The organism is Neorhizobium sp. NCHU2750, from assembly GCF_003597675.1.
In the GTDB taxonomy this organism is placed as follows: domain Bacteria; phylum Pseudomonadota; class Alphaproteobacteria; order Rhizobiales; family Rhizobiaceae; genus Neorhizobium.
The window spans coordinates 145,428-170,554 of record NZ_CP030828.1; the positions used below are offsets into that span (position 1 = coordinate 145,428).

Genomic DNA, 25,127 nt, shown 5'->3' on the forward strand with positions numbered 1-25,127 from the left:
ATGATGACGATGCAACAGATGAATACGGCTGTCGATCCGTCACTACGCAGCGATCTCCTGGCCGCGCGCCTTGCCCATCGCGGGATACTTCCCGGCAGTGAGGAAAATGTTGTCCTCGAGTGCACCCCGACCGACCGTTTCGGTTTGCGTGGTCCCGGCACGATCGACTGGCTTGGAGCTCAGGGGCTGGCGGTGCCTGCAGCGGTTAATACGTGTGTCGTTTCATCCTGCGGTACTACAGTCATGCGGCTGGGCCAGCAGGAAGTCCTGTTGACTGCGCCGATTGGGACCGATGGAATGCGCTTGCGTGAGATCCGCAAGGCTTGGCACGATAGCCCACCTTCAGTGAAGGGATATGACGCCTTTCGCGAGGAGGGCTGGGCTTGGTTTGTTGTTTCCGGTCCAGACGCACCGCTCCTGATGCGTCGTATCTCTATGGCGGATCTCGGACCGGCAAATCTGAAGCCTGACGAGGTTGCCCAGACACGCGCGCTGCATATGGATGTGGTTGTCGCACGCCTCGATCGTTTTGGTGCTGTTTCCTACGATATCTTCCTCGACATCGCGTCAGCCAAGTTTGCTGTCGATGTGCTCGCCGAGACTGCGGAGGAACTTGCCAAAGGGTTTAGCGTCGAAGCGTTACGCACCGTCGCCTGACAGCGGCAAATACGATCAACAATGCCAACCGGCTGGCTTGCCGCGCGGGTTGTGAGATCCGCGTGCGGCCATGCCTGACGTGGCGAAAGGGGTGAGTTCGGATGGTTGCGACTAAAATCGACGGTAAGGCTTTTGCCGAGACGGTGCGACGGGATGTGGCCAGTCGTGTGGCAAGCCTTCAGGCTGATCACGGGATAACGCCTGGTCTGGCGGTGGTTCTCGTCGGCGAGGACCCGGCTTCCGAGGTCTATGTGCGAAACAAAGGCAAACAGACCCGTGAATGCGGTATGGCAAGCTTCGAATACAAGCTTGCCGATACTACGCCTGAGGTAGAACTTCTTGCGTTGATCGATACACTGAACGCGGATCCTGCCGTTCATGGAATTCTTGTCCAGCTTCCATTGCCGGGACATATCAACAGTGACAAGGTTCTCAACGCCATTGATCCTGCCAAGGACGTAGACGGATTTCACATATCCAACGTGGGGCTTCTCGGTACCGGCCAGAAGGCAATGGTGCCCTGCACACCGCTCGGTTGTCTGATGTTGCTTCGTAGCCATCACGGCAAACTCGACGGTCTGAATGCAGTTGTCGTTGGGCGATCAAATATCGTCGGCAAGCCGATGGCCCAACTTTTGTTGCGCGACAACTGCACCGTAACGATCGCTCACAGCCGTAGTCGCGAATTGGAGTCCATCGTTCGTGCTGCAGATATCGTGGTAGCGGCGGTCGGCCGCCCCGAAATCATAACGGGCGCTTGGATAAAGCCGGGCGCGACCGTCATTGACGTCGGCATCAACCGCATCGAAAGCGATGGCAGGAAGAAGCTTGTCGGGGATGTGCATTACGAAAGCGCAGCGGAAGTGGCCGATGCAATCACTCCGGTACCTGGCGGTGTCGGACCTATGACGATTGCCTGCCTTCTGGCCAACACGCTTACAGCATGCTGCCGGTCCCATAATCTTCCCGAACCCGCCGGCCTCACGGCCTGATCCAGACATATTGCAGCCGCATGCGGCCGATGCCTGACCATATACCAGGAGTTCCAATGAGCCAGTTTTTCCTGACAGTTACCTGCCCTTCAAAGAGGGGTATCGTTGCCGCGATCACCACCTATCTTGCCGAGCAAGGCTGCAACATTACCGATAGCTCGCAATTCGACGATAGCGAAACCGGTAAGTTTTTCATGCGCATCAGCTTTCAGTCGGAGACCGGAAGCGATATCGTATCGCTGCGCGAAGGATTTGTTGAAACGGCTAAATTGTTCGGCATGACCTATGCCTTCCATGACGAGACCGAAAAGATGAAGGTCGTGATCATGGTCTCCCGCTTCGGCCATTGCCTGAACGATCTCCTTTATCGCTGGCGGATTGGAGCATTGCCGATCGATATCGTCGCGGTCATATCCAATCATCTGGAATACCAGAAGGTCGTCGTGAACCACGACATTCCCTTCCACTACATCAATGTGACGAAGGCCAACAAGGCCGAGGCCGAGGCGCGCCAGATCGCCATCATTGAAGAAACTGAAGCCGATCTCGTGGTACTGGCACGCTACATGCAGGTTCTGTCGGATGAGATGTGCAGGAAAATGTCAGGGCGCATCATCAACATCCACCACTCCTTCCTGCCGAGTTTCAAGGGTGCAAACCCCTACAAGCAAGCCTATGAGCGGGGCGTGAAGCTGATCGGCGCCACATCTCACTATGTGACGGCAGACCTCGATGAAGGTCCGATCATCGAACAGGATACGATCCGTGTGACGCACGCGCAAAGCCCTAATGACTACGTCTCGCTCGGCCGCGATGTTGAAAGCCAGGTATTGGCGCGCGCGATCCACGCCCATATCCATCGCCGCGTATTCCTCAATGGAAACCGTACGATCGTCTTCCCTGCCTCGCCTGGTTCGTTTGCTTCCGAACGCATGGGCTGACAGTCGTCGCGCAAGCCATATAGCCCGGCCGCCGCTTCGTGAAAGCTGGCTGGCCGGGTTTTTCGTTGACCGTCAAATACGGCGACGATGACAGTTGGTGCCAGTACCGTGCCTGACAGTGTCATTCCTGAAAGGGCGCTAAGGTTTCCGGAGCGATACGCTATGCGCTATACACAGGCGGTCAATTGGATTTCGATTGGCGCGTTGCCTGGCAATGTCGCTACGCCAATTGCCGCACGGCATCCAATGGCTTTTTCACCGAGTTTCTCGCTAAGAAAAAGCGAGGCATAGTCGGCCAGCTTCGAGTGCGCCGTAAATCCGGGCTCGGCAGCGATGTAAACCGTCAGGCTCAGAATGGCGGACAGCTGCTCGCCGGCCGAAAGTTGCGCCTGCGCCGCCGATAAGGCATTTCCACAAGCAAGAATCACGGCATCGGCATGCTGTGCTGGCTCGGCCGAAGCGTGAATGATGCCTTCGAACTGCAGGACGCCATTGATGCGGGGTGTCATTCCGGCGGTGAAAATCATGTCGCCGTGGCGTACCGCGGGGACGTAAAGCCCCTGCGGTACTGGCAAGGCATCTCTACCTTGCCGCTCCGTCATGCGCGATATCGATCGACGAGTGTTACGAGGCGTTCGGCGGCTGCGATCGCGGCGGCATGATCCTGCGAGAAGTTCAAGCGAACGCTGCTGTCGCAATAGGGGCTGAACTCTGTGCCCGGCGTGACAATGACGCCAGCCTGCAGTCGCAGGATGCGGACAAAATCCTTACCGCTGACCACAAGCTTCGGCATTTGTGGGAAGATGTAGCTGCCCGCTTCCGTGGTGCGGACAGTTACACCGTTGCAGGACCGGAAGACCTTGAGCAAGTCGTCGCGAATGGCTTCATGCTCGCGAACGCGCTGATCCATCCATCCTGCCGGCTCGTTGAACCATGTCCGGAAGACTGCCTGGCTATACCCGCCGGCTCGCAGCGAGACGATTGCCTGCAACTTCTCCATGCGTGTGATGATCGTCTTCGAACCGAAAGCAACGCCAAGGCGATAGCCACTGAGCGACTCGGTCTTTGACGGGCCCATGATAGTGATGACATTCTCGGCATCGATTGCTTCGGCGCGCAGATGTGCATAGTCGACGCCGGAATAGAGAAGCCGCGAATAAAGCTGATCAACGATGACGGTTGCACCGTATCGGCTGGCCAGCGCTGCGATCGCGCTAATTTCCTCGCGCGAGTATACGACGCCTGCCGGGTTGTTCGGATTGGAGAAGAGGAAAACTTTCGCGCCGGATTTGAATGCGTCTTCCAACTGGCCTCGATCGAGGCCGGCTCGGCCCTCGACATTCAGGTAATCCATCTCGACAGGCATCATTTGCCCTTCGCAGAATTCCACCAGCTTGCGGTTCGCGAAGTAGTCCGGTTGTACAATCGCCACTTTGTCACCATGGGCGACTGTCGACGCTACGGCGAGGAACAGTGCGCCCTGCGTGCCGGGGGTCAATATCATTCCGTCGGCAGCATCGACTGGTGCGCCAGTGAACTTTGCAATGCTCGGCGCGAGTTGTTCACGGATCGAGATGTCACCCCGATATTCGGTGTAAGCCTGCTTGCCTCCAGCTTCCACACCGGCGGTGAAGATTTCGAACGAGCCCGGTGTCGGAGTGAATGCATCGACGTCCCCGTGGGAAAAATCGACCTGTCGCCCGGCGATCTTTTCGCCACGCAATAAAGCCTCGATACCGTCAACGTGCTGGCGAACCTCCTGGCCCGGCGCAGCATCGGTGCCCATACGTTCGAATTTGGCTTGAATAGTCATGAAAACTCCTTTGCGCGGCGTTCGGGCCGCGGGACCATAATCTACGGTAGTCGGGTTTTAATGCAAAAAAATACGCTTGCTAGTTTCTTCAAAAGATAGAAAATGTTTCTTATGGATACGAAATTCCTGGAGAGCTTTCTTATTGTTGCCGAATGCGGATCCGTTGCTGAAGCGGCGCGACGCTTGAATATGACATCGGCAGCGGTTGCCCAGCGCATCAAGGCGCTGGAGATCGAGCTTGGGCAGGAGTTGGTGTCGCGGGTAGGGCGCACGGTTCGTCCGACCGCGGCAGGATTGGCAGTACAGCGCCACGGACCCGCGCTCGTGCGCGCCGCCCGCGATCTGCAAGCGATCGCGGCGGGGGACATCCCGAGTGGGCAGCTGCGCCTCGGAGCAACGGCGACTGCGATGACGGGGCTTATCCCTCATATCACAGCCAGCCTCAGTGAACGTTTTCGGCAAATTGACTATTTTCTCCAGCCCGGCTCGTCCGTGAACCTCTATCATGCAGTCTTGGCCGGTGAACTGGATGCGGCTTTGATCATCGAGCCTCAATTTCCGATCCCGAAGGCGTTCGGGTGGAGTACTATCCGGCAAGAGCCTCTGGTGCTGTTGGCGCCTGCTGATCTTCAAGTTGAAGACGTCTACAAGACACTCGCGGAGCAGCCCTTCATCCGCTACGACCGCAACCAATGGGGCGGCCAGATTGTGGACCGCTATCTGCGCGGACATTCGCTCACTGTCAGGGAATGGGCAGAGCTTGATGCATTGGACGCAATAGCTGCGCTGGTTGACCGCGGTCTCGGAGTGGCGCTGGTACCCGACTGGGCTCCCCCGTGGCCGGAAGGACTGCGACTGCAGAAGTTTCAGATGGAAGATAGTGAGCCGCGAAATCTAGGTGTGCTCTGGGCCAACTCCGGTCCGCGTATCGCTGCTATTCGAGCATTTGTCGAAGCATGTGAAGATTTTCCCTGAAATTGAAAGCGTTTCCGCGTGGGGATGAGGCAAATAAGTAATTACTGAAATAATTTAACCGTATGTAAATTAATCATAAAGATGGACCCATTCGGGATTTCCGACCCTGCATTCGGTCATCTGGGGCTAACTCTACCCAAAGAAAGATTTTGCTAACGAAGGCCATTGACAGCGAGTTCGGTATACGTAAAGTATTCTGAAAAGGAGGCGGCGAGATTTAATCTCTCGGTTCAGATCTCGCCCAGATCAGCTACCCGCATCGCGTGAGATGCGACATGCGTTCGAATGAAGGTGCAGGCCGTCGAATATCTAACGACGCAAATGACACTCGACCGGAGGTGAAAGCTCATCACGTGTGGATGTGCCGCGGAAGATAGTCGGCTTTGCAATGAGAAAGGTCTTTTAGACGCTCAAGCTGCAGTCGGTGAGTAAGCTCATCGAGTTGCAGGCAGTGAATACATCCACGATCGAGAAAAAAGGGGAACACAATGACTCGTCGTCGCATGAATCTGCCCATGATCAATCGTCGTAATTTTCTTGGCAAGGTTGGCATCGCTACTGCTGGCGTGCTGGCGGCACCTTACGTCAGCGCAAGCTATGCTGCGACGAAGGAACTTGTCCTTGTCACTTGGGGTGGAAATTATCGCCAAGGCATGGAAGATGGCCTCGTAAAGCCATTCATGAAGGAAACCGGCATCAACGTTACCATCCTCGACACGCCTGACATGGCTAAGGTCAAGGCGCAAGTCATGACCGGAAACGTACAGTGGGATGTTTTTGACGCGCCCGGTTCCATGGGGGCCAGCGGTGCGGCGAATGGATATTGGGAAAAGCTGCCTTCGGGCCTGTTTGACGAGTCCGACCTCACGCTCGCGCCCAAGGAAACGCTTGTTCCCTTCTACACATTCGCCGGAGGCATTGCTTTCGATCCCGCGCGTTTCCCGGATGGCAAGCACCCGAAGACCTTTGTTGATTACTTCAACACCGAGGCCTTCCCCGGTCGTCGCACGCTCCGATCTCGCGCAATGGAAACGCTCGAATTGGCCCTTCTAGGGGACGGTGTAGCTCCAGCCGATCTTTATCCGCTCGATATCGATCGTGCTTTCGCGGTACTCGACAAGATCAAGCCATCTATTGCCAAGTGGGTGGAGGCGACACCGCAGACCGTGACGCTGTTGCAGACCAAGGAAGCGGACTTCAGCTACACTTATGCTAACCGAATCCAGGCCAGCAATCGCGACCAAGGCATCAAACTCGGCTTCTCCTTCGATCAAAACCTCAACGGTGTCGAGTATCTCGCCGTACTGAAGGGCGCTCCGAACAAGGAAAATGCCTTCAAGTTCCTCTCTTTTGCTATGAAGCCGGAATACCAAGCCTCGTGCATGGAAGCGAAGGGAGGGGCGCCGATCAGCCGCAAGGCCTACTCGTTGCTCAAGCCTGAATCGCTTGAATGGCTGCCTAAGCTCGAGGCAAAGAACAACGCCTACATCAATGACGAGTGGTGGTCGACCAAGCTCGAAGCCACCGAGCGTCGCTTCAAGGAATGGCTGCTCGGTTGATCCAGCAACGATCCTGAATCGCTGGACAAAGCCTAAAGGACATTTCAGTGACGGTTATAGCATCCAGAGGTGCTGGGCCATTCATTGCCCCAGCAGCGATACTTTCGCTGCTGGTGGCGTTGGTTCCTGTCATCTTCATCTTCTACAACAGCACTGCTGGCGGAACGTCTGTCGACGCTTTTGCCAGCATACTTGGCAGCAGCCTGTTTCTGCGTGCGACCAGAACGACCATCGAGGTCTCTCTCCTTGCAGGTCTGCTCAGCGTCGTTCTTGGCTACATCGTAGCGCTTCATCTGGCACGACAGCCCGCACGTCGACGCGCTGCGCTGATGATCCTGGTGCTTCTGCCGTTCTGGACAAGTATCCTTGTAAAAAGCTATGCCTTCACGATTATTCTTGGGCGTGACGGTATCATCAATAGTTTCCTGTCGTGGGCAAGCGGAGCCGATATCGCGCTTCCTTTGATCTTCAACAGGATCGGTGTCATGGTGGGCATGACCAATTATCTGACGCCGCTCGTCGTGTTCCCCGTACTCGCCAGCCTTTTGGCGATCGATCCGGCGCTCTATCGCGCTGCCGAGATCATGGGCGCAAAACCTTCTCGGATTTTTCTCACCGTCACGCTTCCTTTGAGCGCTCCTGGTGTGCTGGCCGGTGCACTCAGCGCAGCCGTCATGTCGCTCGGCTTCTTCATCGTGCCTGCGCTGCTGGGCGGAAAACAGGATCTGATGCTGGCCAATCTCGTTGATTTCTACACTCGCGAGGTTCTCGACTGGAACGTGGCATCGGCGGTCGGCGTGATCCTCTTTGTCTTGGTTGCGATATTCGCCGTACCGGCAATGCTCTTGCGCGGCAAACAGCAGGGAGTACGCTGATGGCTGGTCATATCAAGGATGAACGCAAGACCGCTTATCGATGGCTTGGGACGGTTTTGGCGGTGCTGGTCTACATTTTCCTGCTCGCGCCGAGCATTATCGTCATCCCCGTGTCGTTCGGCTCGCAATATGAACTCAGCTTTCCGCCGAAGCACTATTCACTTGATCTTTATCGCATCTTCTTTTCAAGCGAAGCCTGGATGCAGCCTTTGCTGCTCAGCCTGCGCGTAGCCTTTGCAACGACGATCATCTCTTCGATCATTGCCGTACCCGCGGCCTATGCAATCGTCCGATTCGAGTTTCTCGGTAAGAAATTGCTGATCGGATTGATCATGAGCCCGCTGGTCATTCCTTCGGTGGTCTTTGCTCTTGGCGTCTATCTGTACTTCTCCTACCTCAGGCTGACGGGCACAACGGTAGGTCTTATCATTGCCCATACGATGTTCGTACTTCCCTATACGCTGGTCATCATCAGCGCCGGGATACAGAAGCTGGACGCCAATTTGGAATTCGGCGCGATGCTTATGGGAGCGGGGAGGTTCCGCATGATGATGACCGTTGTCCTCCCGCAACTTTATCCGTCGATCGGGGCAGGGGCGCTGTTCGCATTCCTCATCTCTTTCGACGAAGTCGTGATTTCCTGGTTCCTTGCCGGACCGAACACGACGACGTTGTCCGTCAAGATGTTCAGCGCCATCCAGTGGGAAATCTCGCCGGTCATCGCTGCCGTATCTACCATTCTCACGGCGCTCTCGCTCGTCGTCTGCATGATCAATGTTTTGCTGCAGAAGAAGACTGAGACACCAGCCTGACGCGATTGGCCGCGTGACCCAAAGGAATTGCGCCCAAGCCTTCAAGCTTATCGTGCGCCAAGGAAGACACTATGGCTACTAACGAACAGAATATGATTGAGTTGCAGGAAGTCTCTAAGGAGTTTGGAACATTCCTTGCTCTTCGGCCGACCACGCTTGAGGTCAAGAAAGGAGAGTTTCTTACGCTTCTCGGTCCGTCCGGATCAGGAAAAAGCACGCTACTCAACATGATTTCCGGAGCTTTCGCCGCTACATCCGGCAAGATACTGCTCAACGGAGTGGATATTACCGATGCGCCGCCACGCAAGCGTGGTATCGGCATGGTGTTCCAGAACTACGCACTAATGCCGCACATGACGGCTTTCGAAAATGTTGCTTACCCCCTGAAGGTACGTGGTGCCGCCAAAGCCGAGATACAGGACAAGGTGACAGACGCATTGAAACGCGTGGGCCTTGCCGGTTTTGAGCATCGTAAGCCGAAGCAATTGTCCGGCGGTCAGCAGCAGCGTGTCGGCATTGCCCGCTGTATTGTCTACTCGCCCTCCATCATCATGATGGATGAGCCTTTGGGAGCTCTCGACAAGAACCTGCGCGAACAAATGCAGGATGAGATTAAGACGCTACATCGGGAAATCGGTACTACGTTCATCTACGTGACGCATGACCAGGAAGAAGCCCTGAACATGTCGGATCGCATCTGCCTTATGAACAATGGCGGGATTGTCCAGCTTGGTACGCCGGACGATCTTTATTTCCGCCCGGTCAACAAGTTTGCGGCTCAGTTCATCGGAGAGTCCAATCTCTTTTCAGGGACCGTTGAGGCAGGTGGTCGTCTGCGTCTTCAGACCGGCTACACGCTCGCCTTGCCGTCGGAAGCCAAGGTTGCCGTCGGCCAGTCCTGTCAGGTCATGTTGCGTCCGGAGCGTGTGAGAACGGTAGCCGCGGCAGGTGGTATTTCAAGCGCCGCGGAAACAGCATCCGGCCGTGTCGCTGGTGTATCTTTCATCGGAAGCATGACGACTCTTGCCGTCGAGTTGTCGGATGGAACTATCCTCAAGTTGAAGCTGACATCCTTGCCGCTTCAGAGCCGCTACAAGGTCGGTGACGCCATCGACCTGCAGTGGGAAGCCAAGGACATCGTCGTTCTGCAGGACGAAAAATAAACACGCCCAGGCGCAGCCCAGGCAGGGATTTTGCTCTCGCCACGAGAGCCAGACTTTTGGAGACAGATTATGGATATCAAGAATCTTTCCGGTATCGTCACGGCGACACCGACTCCCATCAAGGATGGGAATGTAGACGTAGCTTCAGTTGCCGAGCTTGCGCGCTATTTGGTCGCCAACGGCGCGGCCGCGGTGGCGCCGATCGGCGGCACGGGGGAGTATATTTCTCTCAGTGGCAAACAGAAACTCGACATGGCCCGCGCGACCGTTGAAGCTGTCAACGGTGCAATCCCGGTGGTTGCCGGTCTGTTGGCTCCAGGTCTTGGCGAAGCAATCGATGCCGGCAAGAAAATCCTGGAAACCGGCGTAGATGGTCTGCTGGTAACCACGCCATTTTACGTTCGTCCGACGCAGCAAGGGATCATCGATTATTTCAAGGCACTGTCCGACACGCTTGATGCCGACCTGATGCTTTACGAGTTCCCCTATCGCACAGGTGTGTCGCTGACTGCCGAAACCGTGCAGGCCCTGGGCGAGACGACGCGCATCTGCTCGATGAAGGCCTGCAATGCGGACGCAGCCCTCCAGATGCGGGTAATCGAGGCGGCAGGCGATCTGATCACGATCCTCTCTGGTGACGAGGATGCTTACCCTCTGCACCTTGCTGCCGGTGCGAAGGGGGGATTCTTTGCCTCATCGTGCATCATTCCCAAGGTATGGAACAAGATCACCGAATTCGGCAAGGCGAACCAGACGGCAGATGCGCTGGCTTTGCATGCCAAGATTAGACCGTTCCTCAAGCTTCTTTACTCGGAACACAATCCGGTGCCGCTGAAGGCCGCGCTGCGCATTCTCGGCCGTCCCTGCGGCGAACCATTCCTGCCGCTGCTGAGTGCGAGTGCAGAGACTGAAGCGCAACTGCAGAAGATGCTGCCGGAAATGCTCGCTCTCGAGGCTTCCATTTAAGCGGTCGTCTGGCGGCTTCGGCCGCCACACTTCTCCACCGTCAGCAATGTTTTAAGAATGCGTGCCCGGCAAGTCTGCCGAATGGAAGTGAAAGATGGACATCGAAAAGCAGGTCGTCGCCGAGATCGAAGCACTGCTCGGCCCCAAGAATATCAGGACAGGGAATGACGCCGAAGGGTTCCTGGAAGACTTCTGGGGCCGTGCGCGTGGTAGCGCATTGTGTGTGGCTCTCCCCGGGAACACCCAGGAAGTCTCGGATGTCCTAGCGATCTGCTTCAAGCACAACATCTCGGTATTTCCCCAGGGGGGCAACACGAGTACGTGCCTTGGCGCTGTCCCAGACGCCTCGGGACGCTCGATCGTACTCTCTCTGTCCCGCATGAACCGCATCTTGTCGATTGATCCGCTCGATGCTTCGATTACAGCCGAAGCAGGTTGCATTCTTGCTGATATTCAGGAGGCCGCTGCCAAGGTCGACAAATTCTTTCCCCTCAGCCTTGGTGCTGAAGGCAGCTGTCAGATTGGCGGCAATGTTTCCACCAATGCAGGTGGCACTAGCGTTCTGCGTTATGGCAATACACGGGACCTGGTGCTTGGCATGGAGGTTGTGCTGCCCGATGGGCGCATCTGGAACGGCATGCGAACGCTTCGCAAGAACAATACAGGCTATGACCTGAAGCATCTTTTCATTGGTGCAGAAGGTTCGCTCGGCATTATTACGAAAGTGTCTCTGAAGATTTTCCCGAGCCTTGGGCACCTGACGTCGGCCCTCATCTCGTTTGATGATATCGCCAATTTGACGGCCTTTACCGAGCCGCTACGCCGCGCCTTTGATACGTCCATAATTGCGATGGAACTCATCTCCGGCAGCGAAGTGCGGATTGTCAAGACAATGATGCCGGACCTCAGCGTGCCTTACGATCAGAGCATCAGCTGGTTTCTCCTCGTTGATATCACTTCTGATGGGGAGACCGACATTGCCGAGCGCTTGCAGGACGTCCTGGGTGAGGCGATGGAAAGTGGCCAGATTGTCGATGTACTGGTGTCCGCGAATGAGACTCAGCGTGCTTCGATCTGGAAGCTTCGGCACTCCGTGACAGAATCCCATAAGAAATATGGCATGGGCATGTCGCATGACGTAGCGGTGCCGATCGGCGATATTCCACGGTTCATTGAGATTGCGAAATCCAAGGTTGACGAAAGTTTTCCTCAAGCCGAAATCGCAATTGTCGGCCACGTCGGTGATGGCAACCTGCATTACAACGTGATGTTCGAGAAGTCCCGCTGGGATGCGATTGCCGATCAACCTCAGATGCGCAAGGATGTCTACAAGGCCATCTACGACATCGCAGCAGACATGAATGGAACCTTCAGCGCCGAGCATGGGATCGGAGCGCTGCACGTCGCTGAAATGAAAACCTACAAGTCCGAAATTGAGCTGGAAATGATGAAGGGGATCAAAGCGTATTTCGATCCGCTCAACATTATGAATCCGGGTCGTATACTGCCAGAATAACGTGTCTATCTCTGAATAGACCTCTGGATGACCTGGCCTAATCCGGCCGTCAATCATCCGGCTAACCGACAGAACTGATTTTCAATCTCTTCGCCTGCTCAGGCGAAGCAGGTTCCGGCCGGTCTTCGACCTGCCGGCAATGCCCTTCTGCGCGAACCAAGGAGACATCCACGGCCCAGCGCAAGCAGTTAAATGCCAGTATTTTCAGAATCCATAATGGACACTGAAAGACGAAAAAAGGGGAATGCCATGAGAATCTTTAAAGCAGGTCTACTATCATTACTTCTTATCGGTTTCGCATCACCGAGCGCCTTTGCTCAGGACGCGCCGAAAAACTTGCGGATCGGCACGTCGCTGACCCAAATGCCCTGGGGCTTCTACGACGACAACCAGAAGCCGACCGGCGTCGATGTCGCAATGTGTGGTGCAATCGCCAAGAAGCTCGGCTCCACGCCTGAATTTATCAGCCTTGATTTCAAAGGGCTGATCCCTGCACTCCAGGCCGATCGCTTCGATATGGTCTGCGCGGCTATGTATATTACGCCGGAGCGCGAACAAGCCATCAAAATGGTGCCCTACATCCAGGCCAGCCAGACGGTGATGACGAAGAAGACGTCAAGTATCCAAGGTTTGGACGGGCTATGTGGCCATTCGGTCAGTGTCCTCCAGGGTTCCGGTTCGCTGAAGGTCCTGCAGGACACGAGCGCCAAATGCGAGGCCGCAGGCAAGCCCGCCGTAGGCATACAGGCATTCGATACACAGCCGGTAGCTATCAGAGCCTTGGAAAATGACAGCGTTGAAGGGTTCATCGCAACGGACTCGCTCATCTCTTACTACATGACCAAGAACGACAGCCTGAAAAAGGTGGCGACGGGCATCAGCCCGACCCCGCTCGGCATCGGCTTTCAGACCAATAATCCGGCTCTGGCGAAGCTCGTGGCAGACGCACTGGCCGCGATGAAGGCTGACGGGTCCTACGATGCCGTCCTGAAACAGTGGGGCATCGAGAGCGCCGCTCTCAAATAGCCCGACTCCATTGGTTGGCCGACGATGATTGGTCGTCGGCCTAACACTTCCAGCAACAAGGTTAGACCCATGAAAAGCGAACTTAAAGGCATTATCAGTGCTATTCTCACCCCTTTCACCGGCGACGGCTCGTCCATCGACGAAGCGGCCTATGCTCGCTTGATCCGCTCGCAGCGCGATGCAGGCATCCATGCCGTGGTGGCAAGCGGATCGACTGGCGAGCATCCCGCACTTTCCGTTGCAGAGCGCAAGCGTCTTTACGAGATCGCCGTGGAATCGGCTGGCGACAAGATGGATGTGGTCGCGCAAGTGGGATCGAACAACGTCCGGGATACCCTGGACCTTGCCCGGCATGCGCGTGATGTCGGCGTCGATCAGATGTTGGTCCTCACGCCCTATTTTGACAGCCTGAAATTCGTCGACGTGCAGCGCTTTCTCGACAAGGTGGTGAAGATCGCCGGCGGTCCGATTATCTACTACGATACCCCTTCGATCACGCGTCTGGACATCAGCGAAGATCAGATGGTGACGCTCAAGCGAGACGGTCTCGTATCGCATATCAAGGACAGCCCGCAGAATTTCACGCGTACCATGCGGATGCTCTCCAATCCCGATGCCCCGACCGTCCTGGCAGGATGCGATCCGGCCCTATTGGCGGTGCTTGCGCATGGAGCCCCTGGCTCGATTATCGGTGCCTCGACCTTCATCCCGGAACTTTGCGTCGAACTCTACGACCGCATCTCCGTGGATAAGGACTGGAACGCTGCTCTGAAGGTTTGGGATAGGTTGTGGCCAATTCTGAACTTCATGCTGCTCAACGGTTATGTCCCGCTCGCCAAAGCTGGATCGGAAATTCGTGGCTTGCCGCTCGGCAACCCGCGCGAGCCGTTGGCATCGTCGCCTGCCGATCTTCGCGAGCGTCTGAAAGCCGTTCTCGATGCTTCCGGCGTAAAGCCGCTTCCGCCGGCCGCATAACGGAGAGAAACCATGAAAGTCTGGGATTGGTCTGTGTTCTTCCACAATCTTGTGCATCCGGCCATCCTGACTGGATTGTGGACAACGATCTGGCTGACATTGCTGACGCTGTTCCTGGCCATCGTGCTGGGAACAATCGTTGCGCTGATCGGCCGGATCGACAGCTTTCTGACACGCGGTTTCTATCAAGGCTACGTCGCGTTCTTTCGCGCGACACCGCTTCTTGTCCAGCTGGTATTCCTCTACAGCGCTTTGCCACAGATGGGCATCAGGCTGTCAGTCGTAGAAGCCGCGATTATTGGCCTTATGCTGTCGGAAAGTCCCTACGTTGCCGAGATCATAAGATCGTCGCTCTCTGCCGTACCGACGGCGCAGTGGGAGGCTTCCAAGGCGGTTGGAATGCGACCGTTCACGATCATGCGGTGGATTATCTTCCCGCAGGCACTGCGTATTGCGATACCGCCACTTGGCAACGAGTTCGTCCGGCAGTTGAAGAACACCTCGCTGGTATCGGTCATCTCCATGACGGAACTGTTCCGTGCCACCGACAACCTTACGCAGGTCAACTTCCGGGTGCTCGAAGCCCTGTCTGTGGCAACGCTCTACTACCTCGGTGTGACTGCGATCTGGACGCTTCTGCAGAATGCCTTCGAAAGGCGTCACTCCAAATGGTTCTCCGATGCAGGAGCGCAAAAGTCGGACAAAACCAACACGACAGCGGTGTAATCATGGTGACGGAAACCCAGAATATGAATTCATTCTTGCAGCTTCGCGATGTGGTGAAGGCATACGGTCACTATGTCGCCCTCAAGAGTGTCTCGGTGTCGGTCGAGAAGGGGCAGGCCATCGCCTTGATCGGCCCCAGCGGATCTGGAAAGAGCACGCTCTTGCGTTGCATAAATACGCTTGAGACCATCTCGTCGGGCACGATCAAGGTTGGTGATGAAGAGATCGGTGCCAAGACGACATCATCCGGCCGACGCAAACTCGGGGAAAAGATTCTTGCGCGTCAGCGTGAAGACATCGGCATGGTCTTCCAGAGCTTCAATCTCTTCCCGCACATGACTGCACTTGAGAACGTGACATCCGGCCCGCGACTTGTTCGGGGACAGAGCGCGGAACAGGCTCGTGCGAAGGGGATGGAACTGCTCGCCCGCGTCGGGCTGGCTGACAAGTCGGGAAACTTTCCGCGTCAGTTGTCTGGTGGACAACAACAGCGTGTTGCCATTGCCAGAGCGCTGGCCATGGAGCCGAAGATCATGCTCTTCGATGAGCCGACATCGGCGCTGGACCCGGAAACGGTGCAGGAAGTCCTCAACGTCATACGGGAAGTGCGAGATTCGGGGATGACGATGCTGATCGCCACCCATGAGATGGATTTTGCGCGTCATGCCTCGGATCGAACCATCTTCATGGAGGCGGGACAAATCGTAGAGCAGGGGATGTCGAGCAAGGTGCTGTTCGAGCCGGAAACGGACCGCTGCAAGAAGTTTCTGGCTGGCCTGACAGGCGTGGCAGCAGCGTCGCATCAATAGTTCGAGACGGCTGCAAATGATTGAGGGCGAAATGAATGCCTGAAAATCAAATCGGCGTCATACTTTCAGTTGATTTTCAGTATTCAATATGGATACTGAAAATCGAAGTGGCCCACCCTGGGCTTTAGGAATCGGAAGTGAGAAAGCAAATGGCTGACTGGATTGTCGGTGTGGACGTCGGCGGGACGTTTACGGATTTTTCCGCACGGGATCTCAAGACCGGTGCGGCACATATTCACAAGCGGCCATCCACCCCGGACGACCCCTCTCGAGCTATCCTGGAAGGCTTGAAGGAACTCCAGAAAAAAACCGGCATTCCCGGTGAGGATATCGTCCGCTTCGCACATGGCACGACCGTCGCAACCAATGCGTTATTGCAGCGCCGTGGCGCGGCGATCCGGCTGATAACGACAAGGGGCTTCCGAGATCTTGTGGAGATCGGGCGGCAGGTTCGTCCTCTGATCTACGACTTGCAGGAAGATGCGCCCGCGCCTCTCGTCTCGCGCAGCAATCGGCTTGAGGTGACCGAACGTATCGGATCCAAGGGTGAAATTGTCATTGAATTGACGGATGCAGAGATCGCGCGCCTGGTTGCCGAACTCAAGGCGGCGCCACAGGTTGAAAGCATTGCAGTCTGCCTGCTGTTCTCTTTCCTCAATCCAGTCCATGAACAGCGTATTGCGTCGGCCATTCGTGCAGAGATGCCCGACGTTTATGTATCGATTTCGAGCGAAGTTCAGCCCGAGTTTCGTGAGTTCGAGCGGTTCTCCACGACGCTGATCAATGCCTTTCTGCAACCGGAAGTCGGCCGCTATATGGAGCGGCTCAAAGGTGCAATTAGCGAAGTCGCTCCCAACGCCAAGTTCGGCATATTCCAGTCCAGCGGTGGCCTTATGTCTGTCGACAGGGCGCTGGAATTCCCGGTCCGCACGGCGCTCTCAGGCCCGGCAGCCGGTGCTGTTGGCGCGGCCGCTGCTGGCGGCAAATCGTCCATCGGCGACATCATCACGCTCGATATCGGCGGAACCAGTACGGATGTCTGCCTGATCCGCGACGGCGAGACGGAGATCGCCCACGTTCGTGACATTGCCGGCTTCCGCATCCGCCTGCCCATGGTCGATATCCACACGGTTGGTGCCGGCGGTGGATCGATCGCCCATATCGGCCCAGACGGCTTGATGAAGGTTGGCCCTGAAAGTGCAGGCGCCGTGCCTGGCCCTGCCTGCTACTGCAAAGGCGGTACCAAGCCGACGGTGTCGGATGCGAACGTTGTTCTCGGTCGTCTTCCGGCGTCGCTTGCCGGTGGCGGCTTGATGATTGATCGCGACAAGGCAGTCGCGGCGATCGAGACGATCGCAAAGCCGCTCGGCATTCCGTTGATCAAGGCCGCGCTTGGTATCTGCGGAATCGTTTCATCCAACATGACTCGAGCGATCCGCGCAGTTTCCACGCAGAAGGGCCACGACCCACGCGATTTCGCTCTGATGCCATTTGGTGGCGCAGGCGGTCTGCATGCGGCTGATGTTGCAAGATCGCTCGGCATCAAGCGCATCATCGTGCCGATTGCCCCTGGCATCCTGTGCGCTGAAGGCCTGATCGAGGCGGACCTGCAGGAGAACTTCGTCTTCACTTGCCGTACCCCGCTTGATGGTTCGCTGGAACCGATCGAAAATGCGGTGCAGCAATTGGATGGACAAGCAAAAGCTTGGATCGGATTGGAAGCGGACGGCGCCGAAGGTGCCTACCGACTGCTGACACTGGACATGCGTTATGTTGGCCAGAACTATGAGCTTCCCGTAACGCTTGGTCAGCCGGGCGACGAGCCACGGCTGCCGGACACGCAGGCTCTTCGTGAGGCGTTTTTCGAAGCCCACCAACGTAGCTATGGCCACGTAGATCGCGAAGCGCCGATCGAGATCATGAACGTGCGCATGAAGGCGGTGGCGCGTCTTAGTCAGATCACGCCGACGGCCGAACAGCCGGTTGGTCCGGCAAAGGCCTCGGAATACCACGATGTCTGGTTCGACGAACATGCTCCGGTCTCGACGCCCATCTACCCACGCAACACCCTGGAGCCTGGCGTTCGCCTGCAGGGGCCCGCAATCATCACGCAATTCGACACCACAACCGTAGTGCCGCCATGGGCCAGCCTGACTGTCGACCCGGCGCTCAGCCTCATTCTGGAGATCGACGATGCTCAATAAGATCGGCCTTGACCCAATCGCACTTGAAATCAGCTGGAATGGCCTGAAGTCGGTTACCGACGAATGCTTCCTGACGATCATGCGCAGTGCGTTTTCCACCAACATCAAGGAGCGGCACGACCATTCCACCGCTATCGCCGACGCCCAGGGACGGCTCGTCGTCCAGGCGGAACACGCCCTGCCGATCCACCTGGCTTCGATGGCTGGTCTCATGACGCACATCCTCGACCAGTACGGAGACACGATCGCGCCCGGTGATGTCTTCATCGGCAACGATCCGCATGTTGCTGGCGGCACACACCTTCCCGACATCAATCTCGCTATGCCCGTTTTCGGAGACGGGCGTTTGGTTGGCTTCGTGGCCAACATTGTTCACCACGCAGACGTTGGTGGCGCGGCGGTAGGCTCCATGTCGGGCGGCATGGACGAGATCTACAAGGAAGGCCTGCGTATTCCGATCGTTCGCCTTTTTTCCAAAGGGGTTCTGCAGGATGACATGATGCGCGTCCTGCTCCTCAATATGCGCCTGCCTGAGGAGCGTAAGGGCGATCTCAACGCGCAGATTGCCGCTGCGCGCCTTGGTGAACGGCGTCTGCAGGAATTTATCGCGCGGCACAGTGCTTCCTACATGGAGGCGGTGTTCGACGACATTATTCGGCGCACCAACCTGCGTATGCGCGCCGCCATCACCAAACTGCCGGACGGAGAATATGCATTCTCCGACGTCATGGACGACGACGGCGCGGGTACCGAAGACATCAAGATCAATCTCGTCATCCGTAAGTCCGGTGAGAAGATTCTTTTCGATTTCGAAGGAACCGACAGGCAGGTACCTGGCAACTTCAATCTGACACTCAATGCAACACAGTCCGCTGTCTGCTATTCGTTGAAGGCGCTGCTCGATCCCGAGGTTCCAAACAATCAAGGCATCTTTGACGCAATTGAGATAAAGGCGCCGCTGGGCTCGTTCATGAACTGTGTAGCTCCGGCATCGGTGGCGCTGCGGGCGAACACCTGCCAGCGCGTCGTGGACGTCGTCATCGGGGCGTTGGCGAAAGCTCTTCCCGATCAGGCGATCGGCGCCGCCAACGGTGCCAATACGAGCGCGGTATTCGCCGGAATCGACCCGCGCAGTGGCAAGCAGTATATCTACCTCGAAACCTTGGGAGGGGGCATGGGTGCCCGCGCGACCAAGGATGGTAAGGATGGTGTCCAGGTGAACATCACCAACACATCCAACCTGCCGGTCGAGGCGATCGAGATCGAATATCCTCTGCGTGTCGAGGAATACGCACTGGTCGAGAATTCCGGTGGGGCGGGGCGTTTCCGCGGCGGTCTTGGAATTCGCCGAATGATCCGACCGGTTGACCATGACTGCGAGTTCAATGGGGTTGGCGAACGTTTTCGCAATCAGCCATGGGGCATTTTCGGTGGAACGGCAGGAGCGCCGGGCAGGTTCTTGAAGCTGGACGGCGTGGGCGGCGAAGAAAGTCTCCCTTCCAAAGCCAATCGGATCCGTTTGACGCCGGCGATGGCTGCCATCATCGAGACACCCGGGGCCGGCGGCTATGGCAAGCCCGAGAACCGCAGCCAGGACCTGTTGAAGGAAGACTTGGAAAGCGGCAAGTTCTCGGCCGAGTTCATCGACGAGCATTATCGGAAATAACGGGGAGTACCGGCCGGTATGCGCCAGTTGCGCAATGCTGTTGATTTTCGTGAAGCGGCGCAGCGGCGCCTCCCTCGCATGCTATTCGAATACATCGATCGCGGCACGGAGGACGAATTTGCTCTGTCGGCATTGCGACAGAGCCTCGATGCCATTCAGTTCATGCCATATGTTCTGACCGGGCATGCTGTACGCGACATCTCTACCAGTGTTTTCGGCCAAGAGGCCGACATGCCTATAGTGGTTGCACCGACCGCACTCGCAGGACTTGTATCGCATAACGGCGAGATAAAAATGGCGCGGGCGGCGGCGAAAGCTGGCATCCCCGTCTGCATTTCGACACAGTCGATCACCACGATCGAAGAAATCCGCGCAGGGGCACCCTCCGCAATGCTCTGGTTCCAGCTTTATGTCTGGAAAGACAGAAGCCTGACGAAGAGACTTCTGGAGAGGGTTGCTGCTACCGGGGTGACGACGCTCGTCGTTACGGTAGATACGCCTGTCGTCCCCAATCGTGAATATAATCTGCGCAATGGATTTTCCATGCCGATGAAGTTCACGCCGAGAACAATCACCGATGTTGCAAGCCATCCGCGGTGGCTCCTTGGTGTACTGCTACGCTATCTGATGGGCGCCGGCATGCCTGTCTATGGCCACTACCCTGAAGCATTTCGGTCGGCGATCACAAGGCCTTCGACCGCGGAGGCGGTCAAACTTGAAGATCGCCTCAATTGGGAAGATCTGCGCCAGTTGCGGAAGACCTGGAAGGGGCAATTGGTTATCAAGGGTATTTTCAGTGTTGGAGATGCACGAAAATGCGTCGAGATCGGCGCCGATGGTCTTGTTGTTTCGTCGCATGGCGGCCGCAATATCGACAGTGCACCTCCAACGGCGCAAATTCTGCCGGACATCGCGGATGCGGTCGGAGACCAGATAGAAGTGTTGGCTGACAGCGGTGTCAGGCGCGGTAGCGACGTCCTCAAATATCTTTCACTTGGGGCACGCTCCGTCATGCTTGGGCGGTTGCCGCTTTGGGGGCTGGCTTGCGGCGGCGAGGAGGGGGCAGACGCCTTGTTCAGGGTGCTGAGAAATGAAATTGACGTGACCCTGGCGCTATTGGGCGCGCGGACTGCAAATGATATCCAGCTTCGCTTGCCGGGCTAGTTCGACCCGGTTGGTGGGCGCTTCCGCCCGCCGTCAATACATAAAGGTATCATGATGAGTTATCGGTCGGTCGGTATTATCGGAGCAGGCGTAATCGGAAAAAACCTGTTCAAGTATGTTCGCGGTCTGAAGGGGGTCGATGTCGCGTACATACTTGTAACAGACAAGAGCAAATACGCCGGCAATGCGGAGTTGGCGCCTTTGCTTACCGATGATGCAGAATTGGCACTTGCGCGGAAGGCAGACCTTGTCGTCGAAGCGGCTACGCCGGCAGTATTGAAAGAGCTCGGTCCCCATCTTCTGGTCGATTCCGACGTCTGCGGCTTCAGTTGTTCGGCTCTGGCGGACCAGAGCTTTGATGCCGCCATGCGGACGGTTGCGGGCGAGAGAGGCCATCGCTTCTTTGTTCCACATGGCGCCGTCCTTGGGCTCGATGGCCTGCGCGATGGTCGAGATCAAATCGAAAAGGTAGTGATCACGACGACCAAGAGCGGTGCAAGCCTTGGGCAGCCGGCCGACGCGCGCGGGACACTTTTCGATGGCTCGACTCGTCAGGCATGCGAACAGTTTCCACGGAACGTCAATGTTCATGCGGCGGTGGCGTTTGCCGGGATCGGCTTCGATCGCACACGCAGCATCGTTGTCGCGGATCCAGACACCAAGGCTATGCGCCACCATATCGCAGTTTCCGGCCAGGGGCTGGATTGGGAGATCTCAGTGACCTCGCAGTCTCTGGGGGGCGTGACCGGCTCCTATACCCCGGCATCGGCCATGGGATCGCTGCGAAGAATTTTCGGCGAGGATATCTTTGCCATCGCATAAATCCCGCGTGCCGTTGAGTGCGCTTGCACATTCGAAAGGAATGCCATGAAGATCCTGGTGCCTGTTAAGCGCGTCGTCGACTACAACGTGAAGATCCGTGTGAAGCCGGACGGCACGGGTGTTGAACTTGCCAACGTGAAGATGTCGATGAACCCGTTCGACGAAATCTCCGTCGAAGAGGCGCTTCGCCTCAAGGAATCCGGCAAGGCAACAGAGGTCGTCGTCGTCTCGATCGGCCCGGCCAAGGCGGAAGAAACGCTGCGCACCGCGCTCGCCATGGGCGCCGACCGCGCCATCCTCGTCGAGACCGACGATCTGGTCGAGCCGCTCGCCGTCGCCAAGATCCTGAAAGGTGTCGTCGATGCCGAGCAGCCGGGTCTCATCATCGTCGGCAAGCAGGCGATCGATGACGATTCGAACCAGACCGGCCAGATGCTGGCAGCCCTTCTCGGCTCCGCCCAGGCGACCTTTGCCTCCAAGATCGAGATTGCCGGCGACAAGGCGACCGTCACCCGCGAAGTCGATGGCGGTTCGCAGACGATCGAGATCAAGCTTCCGGCCGTCGTCACCACCGACCTGCGCCTGAACGAGCCGCGTTACGCCTCGCTGCCCAACATCATGAAGGCGAAGAAGAAGCCGCTCGACAAGAAGGCTCCGGCCGATTTCGGCGTCGACACCGCACCGCGCCTCAAGGTGCTGAAGACCGAAGAACCGGGCGGCCGCAAGGCCGGCGTCAAGGTGGCAAGCGTCGAAGAGCTGGTATCCAGCCTCAAGACCGCCGGCATCATCTGATCGCGCAGGAACAGGAGCAAACATCATGACCATTCTTCTTCTTGCCGAAAACGATGCGTCCGGCCTGTCCGACCAGACCGCCAAGGCGCTGACCGCAGCAACTCAGATCGGTGGCGACGTGCATGTGCTGGTTGCCGGCGCAGGCGCCAAGGCTGCAGCGGAAGCCGCTGCCAAGCTGTCCGGCGTCGCCAAGGTTCTCGTTGCCGACGATGCCTCGCTCGCCAACAATCTCGCCGAACCGCTCGCAGCTTTGATCGTCTCGTTGGCACCGTCCTATGACGTGATCATCGCTCCGGCCACCACCTCCGCCAAGAACGTCCTGCCGCGCGTTGCAGCCCTGCTCGACGTCGCCCAGGTCTCGGAAATCATCGAGGTCGTTTCGGCCGACACGTTCAAACGCCCGATCTATGCCGGCAACGCGGTCCAGACGGTGCAGTCGACCGACGCAAAGAAGGTCATCACCGTGCGCACCGCCTCCTTTGCCGCAACGGCAGAAGGCGGCTCTGCCTCGGTCGAAAGCGTCTCGGCTGCCGGCAATCCGGGCGTATCGAGCTTCGTCTCAGACGCGCTTGCCTCGTCCGAGCGCCCGGAACTGACCTCTGCCAAGATCATCATTTCCGGCGGCCGCGCGCTCGGCTCGTCGGAAAAGTTCCAGGAGGTGATCCTTCCGGTCGCCGACAAGCTCGGTGCCGCCGTCGGTGCCTCGCGCGCCGCCGTCGATGCCGGCTACGCCCCCAACGACTGGCAGGTCGGCCAGACCGGCAAGGTGGTCGCCCCCGATCTCTACATCGCGGTCGGCATTTCCGGCGCCATCCAGCACCTCGCTGGCATGAAGGACTCGAAAGTCATCGTCGCCATCAACAAGGACGAAGAGGCACCGATCTTCCAGGTTGCCGACTACGGCCTCGTCGGCGATCTCTTCGATATCCTGCCGAAACTCGAAAAGGCCCTCTGAGCCGCATGAGCGAAGAGATGGAACTTCCCGAACGGGAATCGATGGAATTCGACGTTGTGATCGTCGGCGCGGGCCCGGCCGGCCTGTCTGCGGCGATCCGGCTGAAACAGGTCAACCCGGATCTGACGGTGGTCGTGCTGGAAAAGGGCTCGGAAGTCGGCGCCCATATCCTGTCGGGCGCGGTGGTCGATCCGGTCGGTATCGATGCGCTTTTGCCCGACTGGCGCGAGGATGACAGCCATCCGTTCAAGACCGAGGTCACCGACGACCAGTTTCTCTTCCTGACCGGCTCGAGCGCCATCCGCCTGCCGAATATCGCCATGCCGCCGCTGATGAACAATCACGGCAAGTATATCGTCTCGCTCGGTAATGTCTGTCGCTGGCTGGCGGGCAAGGCGGAGGAGCTCGGCGTCGAGATCTATCCGGGCTTTGCCGCATCGGAAGTGCTTTATGACGAGGACGGCCGCGTCATCGGGGTGGCGACCGGCGACATGGGCATCGAGAAGAACGGCGAGCCCGGCCCGAATTATACCCGCGGCATGGCGCTTCTGGGCAAATACACGCTGATCGGCGAGGGCGTCCGTGGTTCGCTCGCCAAGCAGCTGATCGAAAAATTCGCGCTGTCGAAGGACCGCGACGTCCAGAAATTCGGCATCGGCATCAAGGAATTGTGGGAAGTAAAACCCGAGAAGCACAAGCAGGGCCTCGTCCAGCATTCCTTCGGCTGGCCGCTCGACATGAAGACCGGTGGCGGTTCCTTCCTCTATCACCTGGAAGACAATCTCGTCGCCGTCGGCTTCGTCCTGCATCTCAACTACAAGAACCCCTATCTCTTCCCCTTCGAGGAGTTCCAGCGGTTCAAGACCCATCCGGCCATCCGCGGCACGTTCGAGGGCGCCAAGCGCATCTCCTATGGTGCACGCGCGATCACCGAGGGCGGCTACCAGTCGGTTCCCAAACTCTCCTTCCCCGGCGGTGCGCTGATCGGCTGTTCGGCGGGCTTCGTCAACGTGCCGCGCATCAAGGGTTCGCACAATGCCGTCCTGTCCGGCATTCTGGCGGCCGAAAAGCTCGCCGCGGCGATCGCCGATGGCCGTTCCAATGACGAGGTCGTCGAGATCGAGAACGCATGGCGCGACGGCCCGATCGGGAAGGACCTGAAGCTGGTCCGCAACGTCAAGCCGCTCTGGTCGAAGTTCGGCACCATCATCGGCATCTCGCTCGGCGGCCTCGACATGTGGACCAACCAGCTGTTCGGCTTTTCGCTGTTCGGCACGCTGAAGCACGGCAAGACCGATGCGGCCTCGCTCGAGCCGGCCTCGAAACACAGCAAGATCGACTATCCGAAGCCGGATGGCGTGTTGACCTTCGACCGCCTGTCGTCCGTCTTCCTCTCCAACACCAATCATGAGGAAGGCCAGCCGGTCCACCTGAAGGTGAAGGATATGGCGCTGCAGAAGCGTTCGGAACACGATATCTTCGCCGGCCCGTCGACCCGCTACTGTCCGGCCGGCGTCTATGAATGGCGCGAGCAGGATGGTGAGGAGACCTACGTCATCAACGCGCAGAACTGCGTCCACTGCAAGACCTGCGACATCAAGGACCCCAACCAGAACATCAATTGGGTTCCCCCGCAGGGCGGCGAGGGGCCTGTCTATCCCAATATGTGAAAACGGTTATTACGATAATGACGAAACATTGCTATATTCACGAACAGTA

At 57.4% G+C, this 25,127-nt stretch carries 23 protein-coding genes; 21 read left to right on the forward strand and 2 right to left on the reverse strand.

Annotation, left to right across the window (positions count from 1 at the left end; genetic code table 11):
• From NCHU2750_RS21450 to purU, 3 genes are all read left to right on the forward strand, one after another.
• Window positions 1-657: a hypothetical protein gene (locus tag NCHU2750_RS21450; RefSeq protein ID WP_119943823.1), complete on the forward strand. Its 657-nt coding sequence runs from the start codon at window positions 1-3 to the stop codon at window positions 655-657.
• 101 nt (window positions 658-758) lie between these two features.
• A complete protein-coding gene (folD, locus tag NCHU2750_RS21455) occupies window positions 759-1,649 on the forward strand; it encodes a bifunctional methylenetetrahydrofolate dehydrogenase/methenyltetrahydrofolate cyclohydrolase FolD (RefSeq protein ID WP_119943824.1) in 891 nt (296 codons plus the stop codon).
• A 56-nt stretch (window positions 1,650-1,705) separates the two neighbouring features.
• Window positions 1,706-2,590 carry a formyltetrahydrofolate deformylase gene (purU, locus tag NCHU2750_RS21460; protein ID WP_119943825.1) on the forward strand — a complete coding sequence of 295 codons (885 nt, stop codon included), beginning with the start codon at window positions 1,706-1,708 and terminating at the stop codon, window positions 2,588-2,590.
• A gap of 167 nt (window positions 2,591-2,757) precedes the next feature.
• On the opposite strand, the gene NCHU2750_RS21465 is transcribed toward purU, so the two are convergent.
• Window positions 2,758-3,192 (reverse strand): RidA family protein, encoded by a 435-nt coding sequence (locus tag NCHU2750_RS21465; RefSeq protein ID WP_119943826.1) that lies wholly within the window; start codon window positions 3,190-3,192, stop codon window positions 2,758-2,760.
• A complete protein-coding gene (locus tag NCHU2750_RS21470) occupies window positions 3,189-4,403 on the reverse strand; it encodes a pyridoxal phosphate-dependent aminotransferase (RefSeq protein ID WP_119943827.1) in 1,215 nt (404 codons plus the stop codon). The genes NCHU2750_RS21465 and NCHU2750_RS21470 overlap by 4 nt, the downstream gene beginning before the upstream one ends.
• 111 nt (window positions 4,404-4,514) lie before the next feature.
• Here NCHU2750_RS21470 and NCHU2750_RS21475 point away from each other — a divergent pair, with 111 nt between their 5' ends.
• The 18 genes from NCHU2750_RS21475 (at window position 4,515) to NCHU2750_RS21560 (ending at window position 25,078) form a co-directional block, all read left to right on the forward strand.
• Window positions 4,515-5,378 carry a LysR family transcriptional regulator gene (locus NCHU2750_RS21475; protein WP_119944302.1) on the forward strand — a complete coding sequence of 288 codons (864 nt, stop codon included), beginning with the start codon at window positions 4,515-4,517 and terminating at the stop codon, window positions 5,376-5,378.
• A gap of 488 nt (window positions 5,379-5,866) precedes the next feature.
• Window positions 5,867-6,937: an ABC transporter substrate-binding protein gene (locus NCHU2750_RS21480; RefSeq protein WP_119944303.1), complete on the forward strand. Its 1,071-nt coding sequence runs from the start codon at window positions 5,867-5,869 to the stop codon at window positions 6,935-6,937.
• Window positions 6,938-6,984: 47 nt separating this feature from the next.
• On the forward strand, window positions 6,985-7,812 hold the full coding sequence (locus NCHU2750_RS21485) for an ABC transporter permease (protein ID WP_245480465.1): 828 nt from the start codon (window positions 6,985-6,987) through the stop codon (window positions 7,810-7,812).
• The gene (locus NCHU2750_RS21490) at window positions 7,812-8,624 is read left to right on the forward strand and encodes an ABC transporter permease (RefSeq protein WP_119943828.1); all 813 of its coding nucleotides are present in this window, start codon (window positions 7,812-7,814) and stop codon (window positions 8,622-8,624) included. The genes NCHU2750_RS21485 and NCHU2750_RS21490 overlap by 1 nt, the downstream gene beginning before the upstream one ends.
• Window positions 8,625-8,695: 71 nt before the next feature.
• Window positions 8,696-9,787 carry an ABC transporter ATP-binding protein gene (locus NCHU2750_RS21495; RefSeq protein WP_119943829.1) on the forward strand — a complete coding sequence of 364 codons (1,092 nt, stop codon included), beginning with the start codon at window positions 8,696-8,698 and terminating at the stop codon, window positions 9,785-9,787.
• A 69-nt stretch (window positions 9,788-9,856) separates the two neighbouring features.
• Complete coding sequence (locus NCHU2750_RS21500) at window positions 9,857-10,753, forward strand: dihydrodipicolinate synthase family protein (RefSeq protein WP_119943830.1); 897 nt, start codon at window positions 9,857-9,859, stop codon at window positions 10,751-10,753.
• A 94-nt stretch (window positions 10,754-10,847) separates the two neighbouring features.
• A complete protein-coding gene (locus tag NCHU2750_RS21505) occupies window positions 10,848-12,269 on the forward strand; it encodes an FAD-binding oxidoreductase (protein WP_245480466.1) in 1,422 nt (473 codons plus the stop codon).
• Between the two features lie 249 nt (window positions 12,270-12,518).
• Window positions 12,519-13,295: an ABC transporter substrate-binding protein gene (locus NCHU2750_RS21510; protein ID WP_162939742.1), complete on the forward strand. Its 777-nt coding sequence runs from the start codon at window positions 12,519-12,521 to the stop codon at window positions 13,293-13,295.
• 69 nt (window positions 13,296-13,364) lie between these two features.
• Window positions 13,365-14,270, forward strand: a complete 906-nt coding sequence (locus tag NCHU2750_RS21515) for a dihydrodipicolinate synthase family protein (protein ID WP_162939743.1) — start codon at window positions 13,365-13,367, stop codon at window positions 14,268-14,270.
• 12 nt (window positions 14,271-14,282) lie between these two features.
• A complete protein-coding gene (locus tag NCHU2750_RS21520) occupies window positions 14,283-14,996 on the forward strand; it encodes an amino acid ABC transporter permease (RefSeq protein ID WP_119943833.1) in 714 nt (237 codons plus the stop codon).
• A 23-nt stretch (window positions 14,997-15,019) separates the two neighbouring features.
• Window positions 15,020-15,805: an amino acid ABC transporter ATP-binding protein gene (locus NCHU2750_RS21525; RefSeq protein ID WP_119944306.1), complete on the forward strand. Its 786-nt coding sequence runs from the start codon at window positions 15,020-15,022 to the stop codon at window positions 15,803-15,805.
• Window positions 15,806-15,954: 149 nt separating this feature from the next.
• The gene (locus NCHU2750_RS21530; protein ID WP_119943834.1) at window positions 15,955-18,009 is read left to right on the forward strand and encodes a hydantoinase/oxoprolinase family protein; all 2,055 of its coding nucleotides are present in this window, start codon (window positions 15,955-15,957) and stop codon (window positions 18,007-18,009) included.
• Window positions 17,999-19,675 (forward strand): hydantoinase B/oxoprolinase family protein, encoded by a 1,677-nt coding sequence (locus tag NCHU2750_RS21535; protein WP_119943835.1) that lies wholly within the window; start codon window positions 17,999-18,001, stop codon window positions 19,673-19,675. The genes NCHU2750_RS21530 and NCHU2750_RS21535 overlap by 11 nt, the downstream gene beginning before the upstream one ends.
• Before the next feature lie 18 nt (window positions 19,676-19,693).
• Window positions 19,694-20,839, forward strand: a complete 1,146-nt coding sequence (locus NCHU2750_RS21540) for an alpha-hydroxy acid oxidase (RefSeq protein ID WP_119943836.1) — start codon at window positions 19,694-19,696, stop codon at window positions 20,837-20,839.
• Window positions 20,840-20,893: 54 nt separating this feature from the next.
• Window positions 20,894-21,661 (forward strand): aspartate dehydrogenase domain-containing protein, encoded by a 768-nt coding sequence (locus NCHU2750_RS21545; RefSeq protein ID WP_502703875.1) that lies wholly within the window; start codon window positions 20,894-20,896, stop codon window positions 21,659-21,661.
• Window positions 21,662-21,706: 45 nt separating this feature from the next.
• Window positions 21,707-22,453, forward strand: coding sequence for an electron transfer flavoprotein subunit beta/FixA family protein (locus NCHU2750_RS21550; protein WP_119943838.1), 747 nt, complete (start codon window positions 21,707-21,709; stop codon window positions 22,451-22,453).
• Between the two features lie 25 nt (window positions 22,454-22,478).
• Complete coding sequence (locus NCHU2750_RS21555; protein WP_119943839.1) at window positions 22,479-23,408, forward strand: electron transfer flavoprotein subunit alpha/FixB family protein; 930 nt, start codon at window positions 22,479-22,481, stop codon at window positions 23,406-23,408.
• 5 nt (window positions 23,409-23,413) lie between these two features.
• Window positions 23,414-25,078, forward strand: coding sequence for an electron transfer flavoprotein-ubiquinone oxidoreductase (locus tag NCHU2750_RS21560; RefSeq protein ID WP_119943840.1), 1,665 nt, complete (start codon window positions 23,414-23,416; stop codon window positions 25,076-25,078).
• Window positions 25,079-25,127 lie beyond the last annotated feature (49 nt).

Excerpts from the sequence above, each read along its gene's own strand:
- NCHU2750_RS21510 (WP_162939742.1), top strand. The coding sequence starts at position 12,519 with ATGAGAATCTTTAAAGCAGGTCTACTATCATTACTTCTTATCGGTTTC.
- NCHU2750_RS21545 (WP_502703875.1), top strand. The coding sequence starts at position 20,894 with ATGAGTTATCGGTCGGTCGGTATTATCGGAGCAGGCGTAATCGGAAAA.
- NCHU2750_RS21540 (WP_119943836.1), top strand. The coding sequence starts at position 19,694 with ATGCGCCAGTTGCGCAATGCTGTTGATTTTCGTGAAGCGGCGCAGCGG.
- NCHU2750_RS21555 (WP_119943839.1), top strand. The coding sequence starts at position 22,479 with ATGACCATTCTTCTTCTTGCCGAAAACGATGCGTCCGGCCTGTCCGAC.
- NCHU2750_RS21470 (WP_119943827.1), bottom strand. The coding sequence starts at position 4,403 with ATGACTATTCAAGCCAAATTCGAACGTATGGGCACCGATGCTGCGCCG.
- NCHU2750_RS21500 (WP_119943830.1), top strand. The coding sequence starts at position 9,857 with ATGGATATCAAGAATCTTTCCGGTATCGTCACGGCGACACCGACTCCC.
- NCHU2750_RS21560 (WP_119943840.1), top strand. The coding sequence starts at position 23,414 with ATGAGCGAAGAGATGGAACTTCCCGAACGGGAATCGATGGAATTCGAC.
- NCHU2750_RS21550 (WP_119943838.1), top strand. The coding sequence starts at position 21,707 with ATGAAGATCCTGGTGCCTGTTAAGCGCGTCGTCGACTACAACGTGAAG.
- NCHU2750_RS21530 (WP_119943834.1), top strand. The coding sequence starts at position 15,955 with ATGGCTGACTGGATTGTCGGTGTGGACGTCGGCGGGACGTTTACGGAT.
- NCHU2750_RS21475 (WP_119944302.1), top strand. The coding sequence starts at position 4,515 with ATGGATACGAAATTCCTGGAGAGCTTTCTTATTGTTGCCGAATGCGGA.
- NCHU2750_RS21495 (WP_119943829.1), top strand. The coding sequence starts at position 8,696 with ATGGCTACTAACGAACAGAATATGATTGAGTTGCAGGAAGTCTCTAAG.
- NCHU2750_RS21480 (WP_119944303.1), top strand. The coding sequence starts at position 5,867 with ATGACTCGTCGTCGCATGAATCTGCCCATGATCAATCGTCGTAATTTT.
- folD (WP_119943824.1), top strand. The coding sequence starts at position 759 with ATGGTTGCGACTAAAATCGACGGTAAGGCTTTTGCCGAGACGGTGCGA.
- NCHU2750_RS21505 (WP_245480466.1), top strand. The coding sequence starts at position 10,848 with ATGGACATCGAAAAGCAGGTCGTCGCCGAGATCGAAGCACTGCTCGGC.
- NCHU2750_RS21490 (WP_119943828.1), top strand. The coding sequence starts at position 7,812 with ATGGCTGGTCATATCAAGGATGAACGCAAGACCGCTTATCGATGGCTT.
- purU (WP_119943825.1), top strand. The coding sequence starts at position 1,706 with ATGAGCCAGTTTTTCCTGACAGTTACCTGCCCTTCAAAGAGGGGTATC.
- NCHU2750_RS21515 (WP_162939743.1), top strand. The coding sequence starts at position 13,365 with ATGAAAAGCGAACTTAAAGGCATTATCAGTGCTATTCTCACCCCTTTC.
- NCHU2750_RS21535 (WP_119943835.1), top strand. The coding sequence starts at position 17,999 with ATGCTCAATAAGATCGGCCTTGACCCAATCGCACTTGAAATCAGCTGG.
- NCHU2750_RS21525 (WP_119944306.1), top strand. The coding sequence starts at position 15,020 with ATGAATTCATTCTTGCAGCTTCGCGATGTGGTGAAGGCATACGGTCAC.
- NCHU2750_RS21520 (WP_119943833.1), top strand. The coding sequence starts at position 14,283 with ATGAAAGTCTGGGATTGGTCTGTGTTCTTCCACAATCTTGTGCATCCG.
- NCHU2750_RS21465 (WP_119943826.1), bottom strand. The coding sequence starts at position 3,192 with ATGACGGAGCGGCAAGGTAGAGATGCCTTGCCAGTACCGCAGGGGCTT.
- NCHU2750_RS21450 (WP_119943823.1), top strand. The coding sequence starts at position 1 with ATGATGACGATGCAACAGATGAATACGGCTGTCGATCCGTCACTACGC.